Annotated in this window: 19 protein-coding genes; 10 read left to right on the forward strand and 9 right to left on the reverse strand. The window is 43.1% G+C overall.

What is annotated here, in order from left to right:
- Positions 1–27: 27 nt before the first annotated feature.
- Complete coding sequence (locus NKI27_RS07995; RefSeq protein WP_265049139.1) at positions 28–891, forward strand: PP2C family protein-serine/threonine phosphatase; 864 nt, start codon at positions 28–30, stop codon at positions 889–891.
- A gap of 13 nt (positions 892–904) precedes the next feature.
- Here the strand turns inward: NKI27_RS07995 and NKI27_RS08000 are convergent, their stop codons facing one another.
- From NKI27_RS08000 to NKI27_RS08020, 5 genes are all read right to left on the reverse strand, one after another.
- Entirely contained in the window at positions 905–1402 is a 498-nt protein-coding gene (locus NKI27_RS08000) for a DUF2505 domain-containing protein (protein WP_265049140.1), read from the reverse strand.
- A gap of 149 nt (positions 1403–1551) precedes the next feature.
- Positions 1552–2346, reverse strand: coding sequence for an ABC transporter ATP-binding protein (locus tag NKI27_RS08005; protein WP_265049141.1), 795 nt, complete (start codon positions 2344–2346; stop codon positions 1552–1554).
- Complete coding sequence (locus NKI27_RS08010) at positions 2343–3239, reverse strand: ABC transporter permease (protein WP_265049142.1); 897 nt, start codon at positions 3237–3239, stop codon at positions 2343–2345. Before NKI27_RS08010 ends, NKI27_RS08005 begins: the two co-directional genes overlap by 4 nt.
- A 115-nt stretch (positions 3240–3354) precedes the next feature.
- Complete coding sequence (locus tag NKI27_RS08015) at positions 3355–4314, reverse strand: ABC transporter substrate-binding protein (protein WP_265049143.1); 960 nt, start codon at positions 4312–4314, stop codon at positions 3355–3357.
- 17 nt (positions 4315–4331) lie between these two features.
- A complete protein-coding gene (locus NKI27_RS08020) occupies positions 4332–4655 on the reverse strand; it encodes a hypothetical protein (protein WP_265049144.1) in 324 nt (107 codons plus the stop codon).
- Between the two features lie 330 nt (positions 4656–4985).
- Here NKI27_RS08020 and NKI27_RS08025 point away from each other — a divergent pair, with 330 nt between their 5' ends.
- The gene (locus NKI27_RS08025; RefSeq protein ID WP_265049145.1) at positions 4986–5435 is read left to right on the forward strand and encodes a thioesterase domain-containing protein; all 450 of its coding nucleotides are present in this window, start codon (positions 4986–4988) and stop codon (positions 5433–5435) included.
- Positions 5436–5461: 26 nt separating this feature from the next.
- On the opposite strand, the gene NKI27_RS08030 is transcribed toward NKI27_RS08025, so the two are convergent.
- Both NKI27_RS08030 and NKI27_RS08035 read right to left on the reverse strand, forming a co-directional pair.
- A complete protein-coding gene (locus tag NKI27_RS08030; RefSeq protein ID WP_265049146.1) occupies positions 5462–7129 on the reverse strand; it encodes an ABC transporter permease in 1668 nt (555 codons plus the stop codon).
- Between the two features lie 62 nt (positions 7130–7191).
- Positions 7192–8205, reverse strand: a complete 1014-nt coding sequence (locus tag NKI27_RS08035; protein ID WP_265049490.1) for a Fe(3+) ABC transporter substrate-binding protein — start codon at positions 8203–8205, stop codon at positions 7192–7194.
- A gap of 206 nt (positions 8206–8411) precedes the next feature.
- On the opposite strand from NKI27_RS08035, the gene NKI27_RS08040 reads away from it, so the two are divergent.
- From NKI27_RS08040 to queF, 7 genes are all read left to right on the forward strand, one after another.
- A complete protein-coding gene (locus NKI27_RS08040) occupies positions 8412–8678 on the forward strand; it encodes a PilZ domain-containing protein (protein WP_265049147.1) in 267 nt (88 codons plus the stop codon).
- Between the two features lie 263 nt (positions 8679–8941).
- The gene (locus NKI27_RS08045; protein WP_265049148.1) at positions 8942–9415 is read left to right on the forward strand and encodes a hypothetical protein; all 474 of its coding nucleotides are present in this window, start codon (positions 8942–8944) and stop codon (positions 9413–9415) included.
- Between the two features lie 265 nt (positions 9416–9680).
- Entirely contained in the window at positions 9681–11012 is a 1332-nt protein-coding gene (locus tag NKI27_RS08050; protein ID WP_265049149.1) for an HD-GYP domain-containing protein, read from the forward strand.
- A 60-nt stretch (positions 11013–11072) separates the two neighbouring features.
- Complete coding sequence (locus NKI27_RS08055) at positions 11073–11711, forward strand: tRNA-uridine aminocarboxypropyltransferase (protein WP_265049150.1); 639 nt, start codon at positions 11073–11075, stop codon at positions 11709–11711.
- A gap of 107 nt (positions 11712–11818) precedes the next feature.
- The gene (locus tag NKI27_RS08060) at positions 11819–12739 is read left to right on the forward strand and encodes an ABC transporter ATP-binding protein (RefSeq protein ID WP_265049151.1); all 921 of its coding nucleotides are present in this window, start codon (positions 11819–11821) and stop codon (positions 12737–12739) included.
- On the forward strand, positions 12740–13513 hold the full coding sequence (locus NKI27_RS08065) for an ABC transporter permease (protein ID WP_265049152.1): 774 nt from the start codon (positions 12740–12742) through the stop codon (positions 13511–13513).
- Positions 13514–13591: 78 nt separating this feature from the next.
- Positions 13592–14416, forward strand: coding sequence for an NADPH-dependent 7-cyano-7-deazaguanine reductase QueF (queF, locus tag NKI27_RS08070; RefSeq protein ID WP_265049153.1), 825 nt, complete (start codon positions 13592–13594; stop codon positions 14414–14416).
- A 115-nt stretch (positions 14417–14531) separates the two neighbouring features.
- Here queF and NKI27_RS08075 read toward each other — a convergent pair whose 3' ends face one another.
- Positions 14532–15938, reverse strand: coding sequence for an adenylate/guanylate cyclase domain-containing protein (locus NKI27_RS08075; RefSeq protein WP_265049154.1), 1407 nt, complete (start codon positions 15936–15938; stop codon positions 14532–14534).
- Between the two features lie 130 nt (positions 15939–16068).
- On the opposite strand from NKI27_RS08075, the gene NKI27_RS08080 reads away from it, so the two are divergent.
- Complete coding sequence (locus NKI27_RS08080) at positions 16069–16635, forward strand: nitroreductase family protein (RefSeq protein ID WP_265049155.1); 567 nt, start codon at positions 16069–16071, stop codon at positions 16633–16635.
- Between the two features lie 90 nt (positions 16636–16725).
- Here the strand turns inward: NKI27_RS08080 and NKI27_RS08085 are convergent, their stop codons facing one another.
- Positions 16726–16866 carry a hypothetical protein gene (locus NKI27_RS08085; protein ID WP_265049156.1) on the reverse strand — a complete coding sequence of 47 codons (141 nt, stop codon included), beginning with the start codon at positions 16864–16866 and terminating at the stop codon, positions 16726–16728.
- Positions 16867–16999: the final 133 nt, after the last annotated feature.

Here is a 16999-nt window from a genome sequence, read left to right on the forward strand (position 1 = left end):
CCCTCGGGGGTGTGCTAATGAGTTCGCATGTTTAAATCTGCTGCTAGATCGCACATCGGCCACCTAAGAGCCTGTAATGAAGATAGTTTTATAGAAAATATTGAACTGGGGCTTTGGCTCGTCGCAGACGGGGTTGGTGGTAATGTCCATGGGGATTTTGCCAGCCAAGTAGTGTCTCAAACAATTGAAAGAAAAATAGGTTTAGAAACCACACTAACGCAAGCAATCAAGGGCGCACATTCAACCGTTATTAAATTGGGGCGAGACAAGCCTGATATTGCGGGTATGGCCTCGACCGTTGTAGCGGCCCACCTCAAGGGTACGCATTACGAGATATGCTGGGTGGGGGATAGTCGTGCTTACGTGATCAATAGTCAAACAGGTATCAGTCAATTAACGGTCGACCATAACCAAGCTCAGTACTTAGTTGATATAGGCGAAATAAGCCCTGAAGAAGCGCGTTTACACCCAACGCAGCGGATATTAATGCATGCAATAGGCATTAATGATGACGATTGGACTGTGGGTCATGTAGAAGGTGATTTGAGCCCTGATGATATAATTTTGCTTTGCAGTGATGGGTTATCTGACGAAATGGATGATGTGGAAATTCTGTCAGCATTTCAGCAAGGTTATTCACTTGATGCGATTACTGATGTGCTGTTAGAAAAAGCGTTAAATAAAGGCGGTAGTGACAATATTACGCTAATTTTGGTGGCGCTCGATAAGCAAGGTAAAAACGTGAGTGAGCCTGATGCGTCCCTTGAATTAGAACAAACAGGGACGCAACAGAAAGCCTATAAGTATGCGGATAAGAGACCGTTAACATTTACTGTGGCAGGCTTTATTACGGTATTAGTTATTATCGCAGTTGCTGCCAGCGGGTTTTAACTATTTTGAGTTACTAACTCGCAGTAAGCTGTTCTTTTATAGTTTGATAGCTTGCTTCCATTTGGTGAGCTGCATCACTCGCAAGAAACTTAGCAATCGTGCGTCCAAGCAGAGGGACCTTACACTTTATGTTTAAAGAAACATTATTAGTGGCGCTTTGACCTTGGGGAACGAGGTGCATTTTGCCTTTTAGTGTGGCGGGTACACCCTTTATTTCAACATCATATTGGCACGTGTATGAGCCGTCTTCTTGTATCACCCAGTGCTCTGTTTGTGTGACTCTATTTTTTTCTTTTTGAAAAGACTTTAAGGAAGAAGGGACCTCACCAGTGGCTGAAACATCATGACTAAAGCGAATTTTACCCTCGTTTCCGACAAGCTCACAGCATTCGATCTCAATATTTTGGCTGCCTAAACGCTGGTTTTTATCTTCTATTTTATTGATATCAAAAAAATAATTAAAAAGAGTTTCCGCACTATGATCAAATTGGTGGGTTGCAGTAACGTCCATTAAGTAAAGTCTCCTAAAGAATGATGCGAGAAGAATAACGAAATATAAACCCTGTTGCTATGTCGGAAGTGACAAAGGGGGGGCGACGTTATGATCAATAGTATTAAGAAGAAAGCGTATGTAATTTAGGTAAAGTGATTGACTGATCTTTAACTAAGCAGTAGGCCGTCATCAGCAAGGGTTTCCCCTCGATTTCGCTCAAATAGGTTTAGTAGGTCAGGTACATCAAGGCCTTCTCTCTCTGGATTGGCGATGTCAAAGGCCACCTTTCCTTCATGCAGCATCACTGTTCTGTCGCCTACATCCAGCGCTTGTCTCATGCTGTGGGTCACCATGATAGCGGTTAATTGATGTTGCTCGATAATCGACTCAGTGAGGTCTAATACAAACTTGGCTGTTTTAGGGTCGAGTGCAGCCGTGTGCTCGTCTAATAGCAGTATTTCAGATGGTTTCAGTGTCGCCATCAAAAGGCTAATAGCTTGTCGTTGACCGCCAGATAGCAGCCCCATTTTATCTTGTAGTCGTTGCTCTAGGCCAAGATTAAGGTAACGAAGCTGCTCTCTAAAAAATTCTATATATTGCTTTTTATTAGCCAACCCTAATCCGCGCTTTTTCCCACGTTTTATCGCTAATGCCAAGTTTTCTTCAATGGTCAGGTTTTCGCATGTGCCGGCCAAGGGGTCTTGAAAAACTCTTGATACGAGGTGAGCGCGTTTGTGGGTTGGTAGGTGAGTAACCTGTTGGTCGGCTATGGTGATGGCGCCACTATCAACAGCGGTTTCACCACTTAGGGCGTTAAGAAATGTTGATTTTCCTGCTCCGTTACTCCCAATGACGGTAACAAACTGGCCTTTTGGGACGGTTAAAGACAGGCCTCTTAGCGCTTTATTTTCAAGGGGGGTGCCTTTGCCAAACGTGACTCTGAGGTTATCGATATTAATCATGACGCACCTCCACCAGACGCTTTCATCGAGGGTTTAAAGCGAGGTAATACAATCGCCATAGCAACCAGTGCCGCTGTTACTAAGTTCAAATCTTGTGCTTGTAGGCCGATAAAATCTGCATTAAGCGCCAGTGCGATAGCAAGGCGATAAAGTACTGCGCCGACGAGGCATGCGATAACCGCTAACAGTAGCGTTCGGGTGGATATCAATGCTTCACCGCCAATGACAGAAGCGAGCCCGACAACAATAACACCAACCCCCATTGTCACATCCGCAGCGCCTTGGCTTTGCGCAAATAAAGCGCCTGCGAGTGCGACTAGACCATTTGAAAGGGCCATACCTAGAATGATCATGGCAGAGGTTGAGATCCCCTGTGCTCGCGCCATACGTGCATTCGCACCGGTAGCCCGCATAGCTAGCCCCGTTTCAGACTTTAAAAAGTAGACTAGCGCAATGAGTACAACGATAGCGATGGCAAAAAAGGCTAGAGGTGTAGTGACATAATAAGGTAGATCAATTTGCTCAAGAGGAGTAAGAATCGTATTTTCGCCTAATAATGCAATATTCGGCCTACCCATTATCCTCAGGTTGATAGAGTAAAGGGCGATCATCGTGAGAATCGAGGCCAATAAATTGAGGATTTGAAGGCGAACATTCATCCAAGCCGTTAAAACCCCTGCCAGACCGCCTGCTAGAATCGCAGCAAATGTGGCTAACCAAGGGTTAAAGCCATTTACAATCAACACGGCAGATACTGCTGCCCCAAGTGGGAAACTGCCATCTACCGTCAAATCTGGGAAGTCTAGTATTCTAAAAGACAGGTAAACGCCAAAGGCCACTAACGCGAAAATAAGGCCCGTTTCTATGGCACCCAGAAATGCAATTTGACTCACAGATTACCTCTTTAACGTGTAGTACGAGTCATCGTTATCGGAATAACGATGCTAGTCGATATGAACCGGGCTATTTAGTTGGTATAACCTGCTTAACGGCTTTAATTTATAGTATTTAGCGAATCACTTCTTTCGCTATTTCTAATATGCCTTCGGGTAATGTGAGTCCCATACGCTCTGCAGCTCCTGGGTTAATATGAAGTTCCATCTTATTAACCCCTTGCACCGGAATATCCCCTGGTTTTTGGCCATTTAGAATCAGTGCAACGATGGCACCGGTCTGCCGACCTACGTCATAGTAGTTAAAACCTAGTGCAGCAATGGCGCCACGTTTGACGGTGTCTGTATCTGCTGCAATGACGGGCAATTTATTTTGTTCACCCACTTTTATGACGGCTTCAGCAGCAGAAATAACCGTGTTGTCGGTCGGTAGGTAAATAGCGTCTACTTTACCGACTAATGATCTTGCCGCAGTCAGCACATCAGATGACTTTGTGGCGGCCGATCTAACGACTTTAATGCCAAGCTCAGGAGCCACTTTTTCGAGTAGCTCGACGATGGTGACAGAGTTTGCTTCACCTGGGTTGTATATCGTACCTATGGTTTTGATGTTAGGAACAAGCTGCTTGACCAGTTCTAGATGTTTTTTAACGGGTAGCATATCGGTCGTGCCGGTAATGTTGCCACCAGGTTTCTCTAAGTTCTTAACAAGCTTGGCGCCTACTGGGTCGGTAACAGCAGAAAAAACGATCGCGGTATTACGAGCGGCTGCAGCGGCTGTCTGAGCAGACGGCGTGGCAATAGCAACAATGACATCAGGACTTTCTCCGGCAAACTTTCGCGCGATTTGAGCGGCTGTGGTTGGGTTGCCTTGTGCGCTTTCATACTGCCACTTGAGGTTCTTCCCAGCTATGAAGCCTTGCTCTGTAAGTTCATCTTTAACACCTAACCTAACGGAGTCTAGGGCTGGGTGCTCAACAATTTGAGTGATCGCTACAGATTTTTGTTCTGCCGCGACAACTAAAGAAACCGAGCAAGCGAGCATTAATGCAATGAGTTTCATTGGCTTCAACATGGTGACCTCTGTATAGGTTAATGACGTTTATATTTACTTCTTCGGCTTATGCCTACAAATGCGCGATAAAACACATACGCGAAACCTGCGATAAATAGTCCGGCTATCGCTAATAGCGTGAAATTTATCGATAGATTATCGCTGGTATTGAATTGGAAAGATCTTAATACTTTAGATAAGTGTTGAATAAAGAGGTATACCGATAGGGCACCACCCAATATTGCAGAAACCAGCTGACTAGAAATAATTACTAATGAGGGGATTGTGGCTTTATTATGGCATTGGTTACATTCGAATAAGTCGGTGTACTCTGGTTCGCCTTCTTGAATTATAGGCTCCATTCTGCCTTGTCTACATTTGGTGCAGATAAAGGCTGATCGACTTTTTCTGTTACTTTTCCGTATTAGCTGAGGTTCGCCGCGATCCATTCAGTGGTTCCACTTTTAGTTGGGTGTTGATATTTTTTTGTTATTGAATGAACGAAAAATTATTGCCGGATGAAATATAACACGTCTTTATTGTAAAGGAGAGAATCTTCCTTGTTCAGCCAAATAGTGTCAAGTGTCGGTGCCGATTAATCTACTTTAAGTAGTCCAAAGTCTAGTTTACATCGTTATGTATGTTTTTTAGGATGAATGGTAAGCAAAACACTTATTAAATAGAGTAGGCCAATGGATTTAGTAAAGGAACTTCAGCAGACCTTTGATGAGAATATCCCATTAGTGGGCGGGTTAGAGGCAAAGGTTGAGTCATATGATGGGCAAACGTTAGAGATAGCGTTGCCTCTTGCTGCAAATGTGAATCATAAAAATACTGCTTTTGGCGGAAGTTTATATTGTGCGGCAGTGCTATCTGCATGGGGGGTGTTGTACCTAAAATTACGGGAGGCAAAAGAAGAGGGGGTGATTGTGATTTTTGACGGACGTATTCATTACCATAAGCCTGTCACAACTGGGTTTGTTTCGATCAGTGAGCAATCTGATAATGCCGCTTGGCAGCGCTTCTTAAAAATATACCGGAGGATGGGCAAATCTCGTCTGAAAATTAATTCAGATATCATCTGTGGCGGTGAGGTTTGTGTTAGCTTTATGGGTGAGTTCGTGGTTCAAAAAAGCGAATGATTCTAACGGTCTAACGGGTTCGCGTATTACCTTTTAGCGCGACTAGATGAGATTGATCGACTTAAAAAAATCACCGGCGCTATTCCGACTAAAACAATAATGAGAGAGGCAAGTGCGCTTTGCTCTAATAACTCATCAGACGCCAGTTGATACACGTGTGTAGCTAAGGTTTCAAAGTTAAACGGTCTTAATATCAATGTGGCAGGTAGCTCTTTCATAGAATCAACAAACACTACCAGTGCTGCCGTGAGTATTCCGCCTCGAATGATTGGTAGGTGAACACGAATTAACGTGCTAAAGGTGTTGCGCCCTAGTGATCGAGAAGCCATATCCATACTTGGTGTTACTTTGGCGAGACTGGATTCTACTGACCCTGCTGAAACAGCAAGAAAGCGCACCGTATAAGCAAAAATGATCGCAAACGTAGTGCCGCTCAATAAAAGCCCTGTCGATACACCGAAATGCTGTCTTAAGAAGTCATCGAGTGCGTTATCAAACGCCGCAAATGGCACAATAATGCCAACCGCTAATACGGCACCTGGCATTGCATAACCCAGCCCAGAAAAACGGACGAGTAGGCTTGTAATACCTTTGGCGTTAAGGCGTTTACTGTAGGCGAGTGCAACACCCAGTACAATGGTGGTAATGGCTGCGATGACAGAGAGTGTAAAGCTGTTGATTGCGTGGCTTACAAAGTCGCTGGTCCAGCTTACATCAAAGTACAGAAATGCATAGTAGCCCAGAACACAGATCGGAATTAAAAAACCCGCCACTACAGGCAGTAAGCAGAAAAATGTTGCCGCTGCAGCTTTAATGCCTCGCAGCTGAAATTGTTCAAGAGACTGGCCTTGATTTTTTGACTCAAACTGCTTTTGTTTTCGTCGGGAAAAACGTTCCATATAGATAAGCGTTACAACAAAAATAAGCATTAAACTGGCTATTTGTGCAGCCCCACCTAAATTATTCATGTTTAGCCAGGTGTCATACAGGCCTGCGGTGAGGGTTTTAACTGCAAAAAAGTCTACCGTACCGAAATCATTCAACGTTTCCATTAAGGTTAACGATAGGCCAACGGCTATAGCGGGTCGCGCGACAGGCAGGGAGACTTTTAGAAAGCTTTGAAGAGGGGTATGTCCAAGGTTTCGGCTCACAGAAAACAACGACATAGATTGCTCTAAAAAAGCGGCTCGGCTCATTAAATAAACGTAGGGGTAAAGCACTAACGCCATCATAGTAATGGCGCCCCCCATGCTACGAATTTCAGGGAACCAGTAATCTTTGTATGTGGTCCAACCAAACACTTCGCGCAGTGAACCTTGCACTATTCCTGCATACTCAAGCAGGTCTGTATAGACATAGGCAATAACATAGGCGGGTACTGCAAAAGGGAGCAATAGCGCCCACTCTAACATCTTACGTCCGGGAAACTTACACATGGTGACTAACCACGCTGAACCCACACCCATGAATAGACTGAGTGAGCCAACACCGGCCATTAAAATTAATGTGCTAGAGACATATCCCGGTAAAACGGTATCAATTAAATGAGGCCAGATGTTCTCTTCAGGATAAAACGCGAGATAAAAGACAGCAATAATCGGCAGGCCGACCATGAAAGCTATAAACGCAGAGGACATAAACCAAGGATTACGAAAAAAACGGCTAAAAGAGAGTGTGTTGGTCTGTGTATACATTAATTAAGCCGTAGCAAGCGAATAAAAGGCCTGGGCATGTCTAACACGCCCAGGCGACTACTTTAGTTGTCAAAGCCTGTTCTATCAACAAGTTTAGCGGCTAAGGTGCGATATTTTGCAATATCGGTTAGCGGTAACGTGTCTGATTTAAATGAACCCCATGATGCAACGAGTGCAGAAGGGCCAACGCCTGGCTTAACAGGGTATTCAAAGTTCTGCTCTGCGTAGATTTTTTGAGCAGGTCCATTAGATAAAAAATTCATCAGCTTAATAGCGTTATCTTTATTCGGTGCACTTTTGGTAAGTGAAACACCGCTGATATTAACATGCGTTCCTCGGTCAGCTTGATTTGGAAACACAATGTTAACGGCTTGTGCCCAATCTGACTGCTCTTCATCCATCAACATTTTACCGTAATAGTAATTGTTGCCGATGGCTAGATCACAAACGCCTTCTTTTATTGCTTTAACTTGCGCGCGGTCGTTACCTTGAGGTTTTTGAGCTAAATTGTTTTTTACGCCCGTTAGCCACTTTTCAGTTTCTGCTTCACCGTTATTGGCAATCATCGAAGCGATTAGAGCAACGTTATAAGGGTGTTTGCCGCTACGGGTACAGATTTTACCTTTCCATTCGGGTTTAGCTAAATCTTCATATCGTGTGATAGCGCCTTCAGCAACTCTATCTTTAGACGCGTATATTACGCGAGCACGTGTAGTGAGCCCGTACCATTGTCCCTCTGGGCCTACATATTGGGCAGGGATATTCTTTTCGAGTTCAGGGGTTGTGACACCTTGAACAACGCCGGCTTCAACTACTTCATTAAGTCGGCCGATATCAACAGTAAAAATTAAATCGGCAGGGCTGTTTTTTCCTTCACGCTTTAGGCGTTCGGTTAGACCTTTTTTAGCGAATACAACATTAACATCGATGCCAGATTCTTTTGTAAATGCATCAAAGATGGGCTCCATCAAAAAAGGTTGTCGGTACGAATATACGTTAACCTCCTCGTTGGCTTGTACGGAGGTGACGGCTGTAGTGCCCATTAAAGCAATGGCTGTTGGGATAAGGCGTTTCATGCTAAACATAAAATAAAACTCTCTTAATGAAAATGCTAATGATAATAATTCTCATTAATTAGGTGTGTGTTGTCAAGAAATAAATATAAATATTCTATTTTTATTCGCTCATTTTAAGTCCAGTGCTATCATCAAGTAATGATCAAGATCATGAATACAATGTGAATTTTCAATATTGTTAAGTTGTTAAGGCGATAGTTAAGAATATGGGTGATAAACGAGTTCACGCAAGAACACTTCTAAATGCAAAAATAAAAGTGACACACGAAATAGTAGGCGACGGAATATTCTATGTGAGGGATATTTCAGATGGTGGCGTTTACGTTATCGTAGGTGAGTCTGTTTTTCCTCCATTAGGAAGTGTCGTTACAGTGCAAATGTTAGGGTTGCCTTTTGAAGCGCCTATATTGGATATGGTTGTGGTTAGAAAGGGTGAAGATGGGTTCGGACTGATGTTTGTGCCTGACGAGTAGTATTTTAGCTATAAAAGCGTGTTACAAATACTCAATTTGTGAAGGCTGGATACATTGCGCTAGGTGGGCGTGGTAGACTGGCCATTCGTATCGTTCGTCTATTTGATAAAGCTGGTAGAGTTTAATTTAGGGTTGTAAGGTAAATGATAAAAGTAGTTAAGGGATTAATGTTAGTCACCGTCATATTAAACACCGTAGGTTGCGCGTCTTATTATTCACATTATGGTAGCTTTTCTGCACAAAACTCCCAAGGGGAGGTGCGAATGTTCGCTCTTTCTTGGAAGACCGCTGAATACCCTTCCTGGGCGATATCAGATAATAAATCCACAGAGATTGTTCTTGAAACTCAGTGCAGTGATCGAAAGTGGACACTGACAGATCAGGCCTCAACCAGCAATGATTGCACCGCAGCGAATGAGGGGATTGTTGCATGTGGAGATATGGCTTCAGACTTATCGTTATCGGGTAAGCCTGTACCGGATAACAATTATGCTTGCGTGTCGATTACCGATGCAAAGAGCGCGCAAAGTATCGTTGACCTAGAAAGCCGCTTATTAATATCAGTGCGTTGTTTGCCTGCCGTAACCACTCAAAAGATCGAAGGTGAAGATGTTAATGTCGACTATATTAAAGCGTCTGTAGTTCCGTATAGTGTCGCGACTCGAAAAGTCGAACGGTATAGCCTTGCCGATAAGGCGCCTGCTATGAATAATAAAGTTTGTGATTCAGATAGTTAAAGTGCTTTTCGAATGTTTTGACTTGCAGCAGGGGCGGGAGTTACCCGCTCTACCGGTTTGTGTCTATGATTTAATAATCAAAGGTAGCTTGTTGGCATTGACAGTGTGATGAACTTATCATTAATGCTTTAATATTTTGTAATTGAAACAACAAGATACATTTAACAACAGAAGTGTAATTGTACTGAGCTGCTGATCATGCAAAATGGGCGGTAACTAAAAGTCTTTTTCTACATTACTATTTTTATTGTTAAGGGTGAATTACATGCTGGGTAATCAACAAAAAATACCCGTAAACCAACTGCAAGTGGGGATGTATGTCTCTAATCTTGATCGCCCATGGTGTGAAACGCCTTTCCCTATTCAGGGTTTTTATATCAGAAGTGTGGCAGAAGTTGAGTCGCTAGAAACCTATTGTAAGCATGTTTATGTTGATACTGTGTCAGCAAAAAAACAGGCGTATGAGAGTCACGCTGTGCCTGATGCTAGTAGACGCTCAAGTCATAAAGCTTCAAGCAGCGATGCTGGTAATATTTTAAAACTGCCACCGTTAAAATTACGAAAAACCACCGTTTACCCACAAATCTCGTCTGAAAAGGCGGTTTCGTCGCTTAAAAAAGAGGTATCTAAAGCCGCCAAACTACAGCGTAACGTGAGTGTTGCGCTGAGTGATATTTTTCAAACAATCGAAACTGGGGCTTCTCCCGACTATAAAGCTGTGAATAAAGCGGTTGATGGAATGGTCGAGAGTGTTGTGCGTAACCCGGATGCTCTGGTTTGGCTCACCCGCATTAATACCTATGATCAATTTAGTTATCAGCATGCTATCAGTGCATCGATTTGGTCATTGGTATTAGGACGATTCTTAGGGCTAGAAAAAGACGTGCTTAAGCAGCTCTCAACCTCGGTACTTTTATCGCAGGTAGGAAAATCTAAGTTAGCTAAAGATATTCTTGAGAATCAGCATACATTAAATGCTGAAGCGTTTGAGCAATATAAAAAGTATGTCGATTACAGTGTCGAGATTCTTGAGTCATCTGGGAATATTTCAAGTTCGATTATAGAGGTGGTTCGACATCACCGCGAACGCCATAACGGCACAGGCTTCCCGCGCGGCATTACAGGGGATCGCATCCCCTTATTGGCTAAAATAGCAGGTTTAGTTAGCGCCTACCAAGAAATGGTCGAACCTCGAGAGGGTGTAACGCCCACGCCTGCCGCAATGGCGGTATCAAAGCTGTATGAAAGCCGTAACATTGAATTTCAAGAAGAGTTGGTCGAAAGTTTCATTAAAGCCATTGGGGTTTACCCAACCGGTACGCTTGTTGAACTTAACAACAATGAAGTGGGCATTGTTCTCAATCACAACCCTAAAAGAAGGCTTTGGCCACGAGTGGCCGTGGTCTTAAATGAGAATAAGCAGCCGTTAAAGCAAGCTAAAGTGATTGATTTACTGGTGTATAACGAAGATAAAACTAAAGATGAAACGCTTAATATATCGGGTAGCTTGCCTGCTGGTTCGTTTGATATAGACCCTTCTAATTATCTGATTACGGGTGCCACAAGTCGCTGGAGTTGGCGTCACTTTACAGGTTAATCATTTTTTGATGATCCCCTCATGTTAAGCTCACGTTCTCTTTCATGAGGAATAATTTGTATGGCTAGGGAGCGTTGTAAGGTGTGCTGTAATGCAGTATCTGCCTGCATCTGTAAGTGGATATCCCCAATAGATAATAAAACGACGATTGTGATACTTCAGCATTCCGATGAGGTTAAAAAGCCTTTAGGGACAGCAAAGATTGTAACGCTTAGTTTGCAGAATGCAGTTCTGAAGATAGGCGTAGATTTCTCAGATGATGTAGATTTTAACCAATTGGTTTACGGCACCAGTGAAGGCGTGGGTATTTTGTATCCCTCTGAGTCAGCTATTACGTTTGAAGACTGGGTGGCTAAAGAACGTTGCCCTCAGGGGGTGAATAATGCTGATCAGCTCCCAAAAACGTTGATTGTATTGGACGGAACATGGCGTAATACCCGAGAGATTATCAATGTAAACCCAGTACTTAAAAATCTACAGGGCATTCAGTTGACCCCAGCCCAGCAATCAAATTATAGAATCCGCAAAGCACCTTTTAAAAACTCACTTTCAACAGTAGAGGCGGTCGCTCAGGCGCTAAATGCTCTAGAGCCTGAAACGTCGGTTGGTACGATGCTGAATTGCTTTCAAAATATGATCGACTATCAAATACGCTGTATGGGCGAAGAGGTTTATCGTAAGAATTACCTTTCAGACTAGGCGATAAATATAACGTGCGCCGTTAAACGAGTTTAAACCGCTTACGGTTGAAATTACTGTTTTCGACCCAACATTATGCACCTCAAGTCATCACTAAAAAGTTCTATATGAATTACGCACTCAGTATCGAAGGGCTACGTAAAGTCTACAGCAATAGCCATGAAGCATTAAAAGGCATTTCGTTAAATGTTGAGCAAGGTGATTTCTTTGCACTGCTTGGGCCAAATGGCGCAGGAAAATCAACTACGCTTGGCATTGTTTCGTCTTTGGTAGGGAAGACATCGGGTCAGGTCAAAATATTTGAGTATGATATTGATACCGACCTTGTTAAAGCCAAAATGCAGCTCGGGGTTGTGCCACAAGAGTTTAATTTTAATCAGTTTGAAAAAGTATTTGATATTGTTGTAACGCAAGCAGGGTATTATGGAATACCTGCCGAAGAAGCTAAATTAAGTGCAGAGAAGTATTTAAGAAAGCTAGGGCTTTGGGATAAGCGCGATGTAGCCTCAAGGCTTTTGTCTGGCGGAATGAAGCGAAGACTTATGATCGCCAGAGCGTTGGTTCATGAACCTAAAATACTCATACTTGACGAGCCTACAGCCGGTGTTGATATAGAGTTGCGCCGCTCAATGTGGGCGTTTATGAGAGAGCTCAATGAGCAGCAGGGAACTACGATCATACTCACCACCCACTACCTTGAAGAAGCGGAATCTCTCTGCCGTAATATAGCCATTATTGATCAAGGACTTATTTTGGCTAATACCAGTAAAAAAGAGCTACTGACTAATCTTCACTCTGAAACTTTTGTGCTAGACGTCGCCAAGCCATTAACGACACCTCCATCACTGTCGGGGTTTACGAGTAGACTGAACAGTGAAGGTAGTTTAGAGGTCGATATTTCACAGGGGCAGACCATTAATATGCTCTTCTCATTGCTGACTGAAGCATCAATTGATGTAGTGAGTATTCGAGCGCGTGCAAACCGGCTAGAAGAGTTGTTTGTGCGTATGGTAGAGGAGGGCAAGTAGATGGGGCCTTATCGTATATTTATTGCATTTCAAACCATAGTGGTAAAAGAAATACGACGCTTTACGCGTATTTGGATACAAACATTACTGCCGCCTGCCATTACCATGGCATTATATTTTGTTGTTTTTGGAAACTTAATCGGCCCTAGAATTGGTGAGATGGATGGCCATGGCTACATGGACTTTATCGTCCCCGGTTTGATTATGATGTCGGTGATCACAAATTCTTATTCGAATGTGGTGTCTTCTTTCTTTGGCATGAAGTTTCAAAAAAGTATTGAAGAACTAGTCGTATCGCCAGTGCCTAACTGGGTTATTTTAACGGGCTATGTAACAGGTGGGGTTGCCCGAGGATTAGCCGTCGGCGCTATTGTTACGGCGCTATCCTTAGGGTTTACTGATCTTCAAGTCTACAACGCACCAGTAATGGTTGCAGTAGTGTTATTAACGGCTATTTTGTTTTCATTAGGCGGCTTTATCAACGCCATGCATGCGACTAAATTTGATGATATATCCATCGTGCCCACGTTTATTTTAACGCCCTTGACCTATCTTGGCGGGGTGTTTTATTCAATATCATTATTGCCTGAGTTTTGGCAGACCGTATCAAAAGCAAACCCTATTTTATATATGGTCAATACTTTTAGATATGGAATATTGGGTGTTACCGATATTAATGTAGCCTTTGCCTTTGTGATGATTATTGGGTTTACCGTATTGTTGTTTGGCTACTCGCTACATTTGCTCAACAAAGGGAAAGGTATCCGTAGTTAAAATATATACCGGTTGTAAAATATCGCAGCATATAGGTTTAAAACGCCCTAAATGTAACTCAATTTTCGGAATAATATTATGGTCGATTTAAGTAACTCATTATTGGGAAAAAGTACTGACTATGTTGACCAGTATTCACCCGCATTGCTTTATCCGCTGCCACGCTTAGATAAGCGCGATGAGCTGGGGATAGACTCGTCTAAGTTACCTTTTAATGGGGTGGATATTTGGAACAGCTATGAGCTTTCTTGGTTAGCCCCTTCAGGCAAGCCTCAGGTTGCGCTTGTAGAGTTTAGTATCCCTTGCGATTCGCCTAACATTATTGAATCTAAGTCATTCAAGCTTTATTTGAACTCACTCAACCAGACGGTCTTTGAGTCAACTAATCAGCTTGAGGGTGTATTAGCAAAAGACTTAAGTGCAGTTGCAGGGCGTGAGGTGGGGGTCAATATAATCTCGTTGGAGCAGGGGGTGGATTTATTCTCTGGCAGCGAACAGCGGCAACTTATTGACTCGCTTGATATAGACGGGTTTGGTTATGAAGTCGACGCCAGTACACTAACGGCGAATAAAGGTGATCGTGTTGAGCAGCAGTTGGTATCACATCTACTTAAAACCAACTGCCCTGTAACGGGACAGCCTGATTGGGCGTCGGTATTGATTGATTATACGGGGAATGCAATAGATCAGGCGGGGTTGCTTCGATATATTGTATCGTATCGAAATCACCAAGATTTTCACGAGCAGTGTGTTGAGCGAATATTTATCGACATCATGGCCCGCTGTGCACCTGAGAAGCTAACCGTGTATGCACGTTATACTCGTCGCGGAGGGTTGGATATAAACCCGCTAAGAACGACTGATTCGAGCTTTTCAGGCAATATTAGGTTAAGTCGTCAGTAGGCTGAGCTGTTGCATCAAATTAATTTAACACATGCGTGTTCATAAACGACGGTCATCCTCGCAAAGGTGAGGATGACAAAAAGGTACCGCTTTAGTATTTCAGGGCGGGTACTCATTACTCAATATCTTCAGAATCTTTAAGCTTTTGTGCGGCTGATTCGAGCGCGCGAACAATTTGCTCTTTTTCACTTACACCGATTTTCCCTGTATCGAGATACATCGCAAAACCGGTCGTTTCGTGCTCCATAAAGCTTTGGTTTGCACCTATCTCGCGTCTGAAATCAACTACTTCATAAATAGGCACTGAGCGCGAAAAGCCTTTAACGGTAATTTCGCCTTTATCGCGGCACATAACCATATCTTTAACCAGTGAGAATGTTTCGTATGAAACAAGAATCTCACCCGGCTCAGCAAGGCTTTCTAGACGGCTAGCCAAGTTAACTTCTTTACCGATAATGGTATAGTCCATGCGGTTTTCAGCACCGAAGTTACCAACGGTGCAGTAACCCGTGCTAATACCCATTCTGATCTCAAGAGGTGTTCTAATACCTTGGCTCTGCCATTTTTGTCTTAGAATCTTCATGCGTTTACGCATATCTATTCCCATCGCAACACAGGCTAGAGTATCTTCTTTTGCGCCTCGGCTTGTGGGGTCACCAAAAAATATCATGATGCTATCGCCAACAAATTTATCGATGGTGCCACCATACTTTAGAGCAATTTGTGACATGGCATTAAAGTAGGTGTTCAATAATTCGGTCAGGCTTTCAGGTTCCATTTCTTCTGACAGTTCAGTAAAACCTTTAATGTCGGAGAAGAATACGGCTAATTTTTTACGCTGTGTTTCGAGTCTTACATCTCGCTCACCGGTAAAAATAGACTGCCATACCTGAGGTGAAAGATATTTCGCTAGCTTATGAGATAGCGTTATAGATTGCTCTCGTTGATGCTGAATAAGAGATTTTGCATGTACCAGTGTACGTGCTTGTTGGTGGGTATAGTATGCCGTTACACATATATAGATACCAACACTAAGGCCAGAGATGATGCTGACAGAAATAGGCGTTGGCGGCGCGATACTAATACCAAAAAACATAGATGTAAGGCAGATGCTGACGAACCAAGCTAGGTTGCCGTAAAGCCAGCTTTTCATTCCGCCGACAATAATAAAACTGAAGTTCAGCATTAAAATAAATAGCAGCGTCGGAACCAAGCTGAAATCAATCAATACGACTATTGGACCTGTTAGAAAGGCATCTAGTAACAACAAACGTTGACGAACAATAGGGTTACGTTGCCTGTTAAAATACCGTACGACAAAATAAAGCAAGTGTGGCCAAAGTAGTGACCCTGGAATTATCCAGATAAGATTGGGGTCAAAATGGTCGCTTAAGATACCTGCAACAATAATCGCAACACCGGCCAAATAGGCTAAAACGCGGGCGTTGTAGTCCGGCATTGGTGGGATGGCGACTTGCTTAACGGGTTTAATTTGCCGAGTTGTTTTATTTGTTATAGTCATTGAATTCATTATTGTTAAATGGTTTGCAGCCAGGTGCCGAATACGTATTCAACATTGTTAGTCGTATCTTATTGATATTTGCTACACTTCGCTACAGTTATGATAAAAATTCTCATTAAATAGGTCTCTCATGCCACACCCCGTTACTGAACTAATGTTACAGCGTAACTCATCAGCTCGACTGTCTTCGCCAGCGCCTGATCGTGCGCTTTTAAATACGCTATTTCAGACAGCTTTTAGAGCCCCTGATCATGGTCTGCTTAGACCTTGGCGTTACCTGGTTATAGAAAATGAAGGGCTTGAAAAACTGGGTGAGTTGTTTGCAGCGAGCGCATTAGACGCTGAGCCTGAGCTGTCCCAAGCTAAATATGATAAATGCCTTAAAATGCCTTGTCGTGCACCGATGGTTATTGTGGCCATAGGGTGCATTAAAGAAGATGTTAAGGTGCCCGAAGTAGAGCAAATGTTGTCTGCGGGTGTTGGGGTGGGTTATTTATTACTATCATTACAAGCTGAAGGCTTTGGTGGCATGTGGCGAACAGGCCCAATGGCTTATAATACAAAGGTTCATGAGGCGCTAGGTTTGTCCGCTTCAGAGCGGATTGTGGGCTTTCTTTATGTGGGTACGCCAGAAGGAAAAGCTAAGACTATTCCGACTCATGATGTCGATACATTTGTAAAAAACTGGCCCAATTAAAGGTTCAGTAGTCGTTAGTAATAACGTTCGTTTATTACTTCTGTTTATTGATTGCGCTAACCTCAGAGTAACGGGGTTGGCGTATTAACGTTAATCCCCCGCTTTTTTAATAATGCGTTTAGATAGCCCTCTAGTTGATGGATTACCGCTATTTACTTCTTTTTGCCTATTCTGCGGTAAGTCATTGCCGTAATGCTGCCCGATATAGACCGAATAATTAACATATTCCATAAAAACAATGCTTTATTGCTAATTGGCATCGGTATTGCTTTGTTACTTGTAATTAGATTTTGCGGACATTATTAACCGTATTTAATTAAACGTCGTACCGTATTTTCATCGGGTACAGCATTTAATTTAGTGG

Source organism: Alkalimarinus alittae, from assembly GCF_026016465.1.
Taxonomy (GTDB): domain Bacteria; phylum Pseudomonadota; class Gammaproteobacteria; order Pseudomonadales; family Oleiphilaceae; genus Alkalimarinus; species Alkalimarinus alittae.

Bases quoted from the DNA above. Each gene is read 5' to 3' on its own strand.
- NKI27_RS08020 (WP_265049144.1), bottom strand. From the start codon at position 4,655: ATGGAGCCTATAATTCAAGAAGGCGAACCAGAGTACACCGACTTATTC.
- NKI27_RS08025 (WP_265049145.1), top strand. From the start codon at position 4,986: ATGGATTTAGTAAAGGAACTTCAGCAGACCTTTGATGAGAATATCCCA.
- NKI27_RS08080 (WP_265049155.1), top strand. From the start codon at position 16,069: ATGCCACACCCCGTTACTGAACTAATGTTACAGCGTAACTCATCAGCT.
- NKI27_RS08005 (WP_265049141.1), bottom strand. From the start codon at position 2,346: ATGATTAATATCGATAACCTCAGAGTCACGTTTGGCAAAGGCACCCCC.
- NKI27_RS08015 (WP_265049143.1), bottom strand. From the start codon at position 4,314: ATGTTGAAGCCAATGAAACTCATTGCATTAATGCTCGCTTGCTCGGTT.
- NKI27_RS08060 (WP_265049151.1), top strand. From the start codon at position 11,819: ATGAATTACGCACTCAGTATCGAAGGGCTACGTAAAGTCTACAGCAAT.
- NKI27_RS08055 (WP_265049150.1), top strand. From the start codon at position 11,073: ATGGCTAGGGAGCGTTGTAAGGTGTGCTGTAATGCAGTATCTGCCTGC.
- NKI27_RS08050 (WP_265049149.1), top strand. From the start codon at position 9,681: ATGCTGGGTAATCAACAAAAAATACCCGTAAACCAACTGCAAGTGGGG.
- NKI27_RS07995 (WP_265049139.1), top strand. From the start codon at position 28: ATGTTTAAATCTGCTGCTAGATCGCACATCGGCCACCTAAGAGCCTGT.
- NKI27_RS08065 (WP_265049152.1), top strand. From the start codon at position 12,740: ATGGGGCCTTATCGTATATTTATTGCATTTCAAACCATAGTGGTAAAA.
- NKI27_RS08035 (WP_265049490.1), bottom strand. From the start codon at position 8,205: ATGAAACGCCTTATCCCAACAGCCATTGCTTTAATGGGCACTACAGCC.
- NKI27_RS08000 (WP_265049140.1), bottom strand. From the start codon at position 1,402: ATGGACGTTACTGCAACCCACCAATTTGATCATAGTGCGGAAACTCTT.
- NKI27_RS08075 (WP_265049154.1), bottom strand. From the start codon at position 15,938: ATGACTATAACAAATAAAACAACTCGGCAAATTAAACCCGTTAAGCAA.
- NKI27_RS08030 (WP_265049146.1), bottom strand. From the start codon at position 7,129: ATGTATACACAGACCAACACACTCTCTTTTAGCCGTTTTTTTCGTAAT.
- NKI27_RS08085 (WP_265049156.1), bottom strand. From the start codon at position 16,866: ATGGAATATGTTAATTATTCGGTCTATATCGGGCAGCATTACGGCAAT.
- NKI27_RS08045 (WP_265049148.1), top strand. From the start codon at position 8,942: ATGTTCGCTCTTTCTTGGAAGACCGCTGAATACCCTTCCTGGGCGATA.
- NKI27_RS08040 (WP_265049147.1), top strand. From the start codon at position 8,412: ATGGGTGATAAACGAGTTCACGCAAGAACACTTCTAAATGCAAAAATA.
- queF (WP_265049153.1), top strand. From the start codon at position 13,592: ATGGTCGATTTAAGTAACTCATTATTGGGAAAAAGTACTGACTATGTT.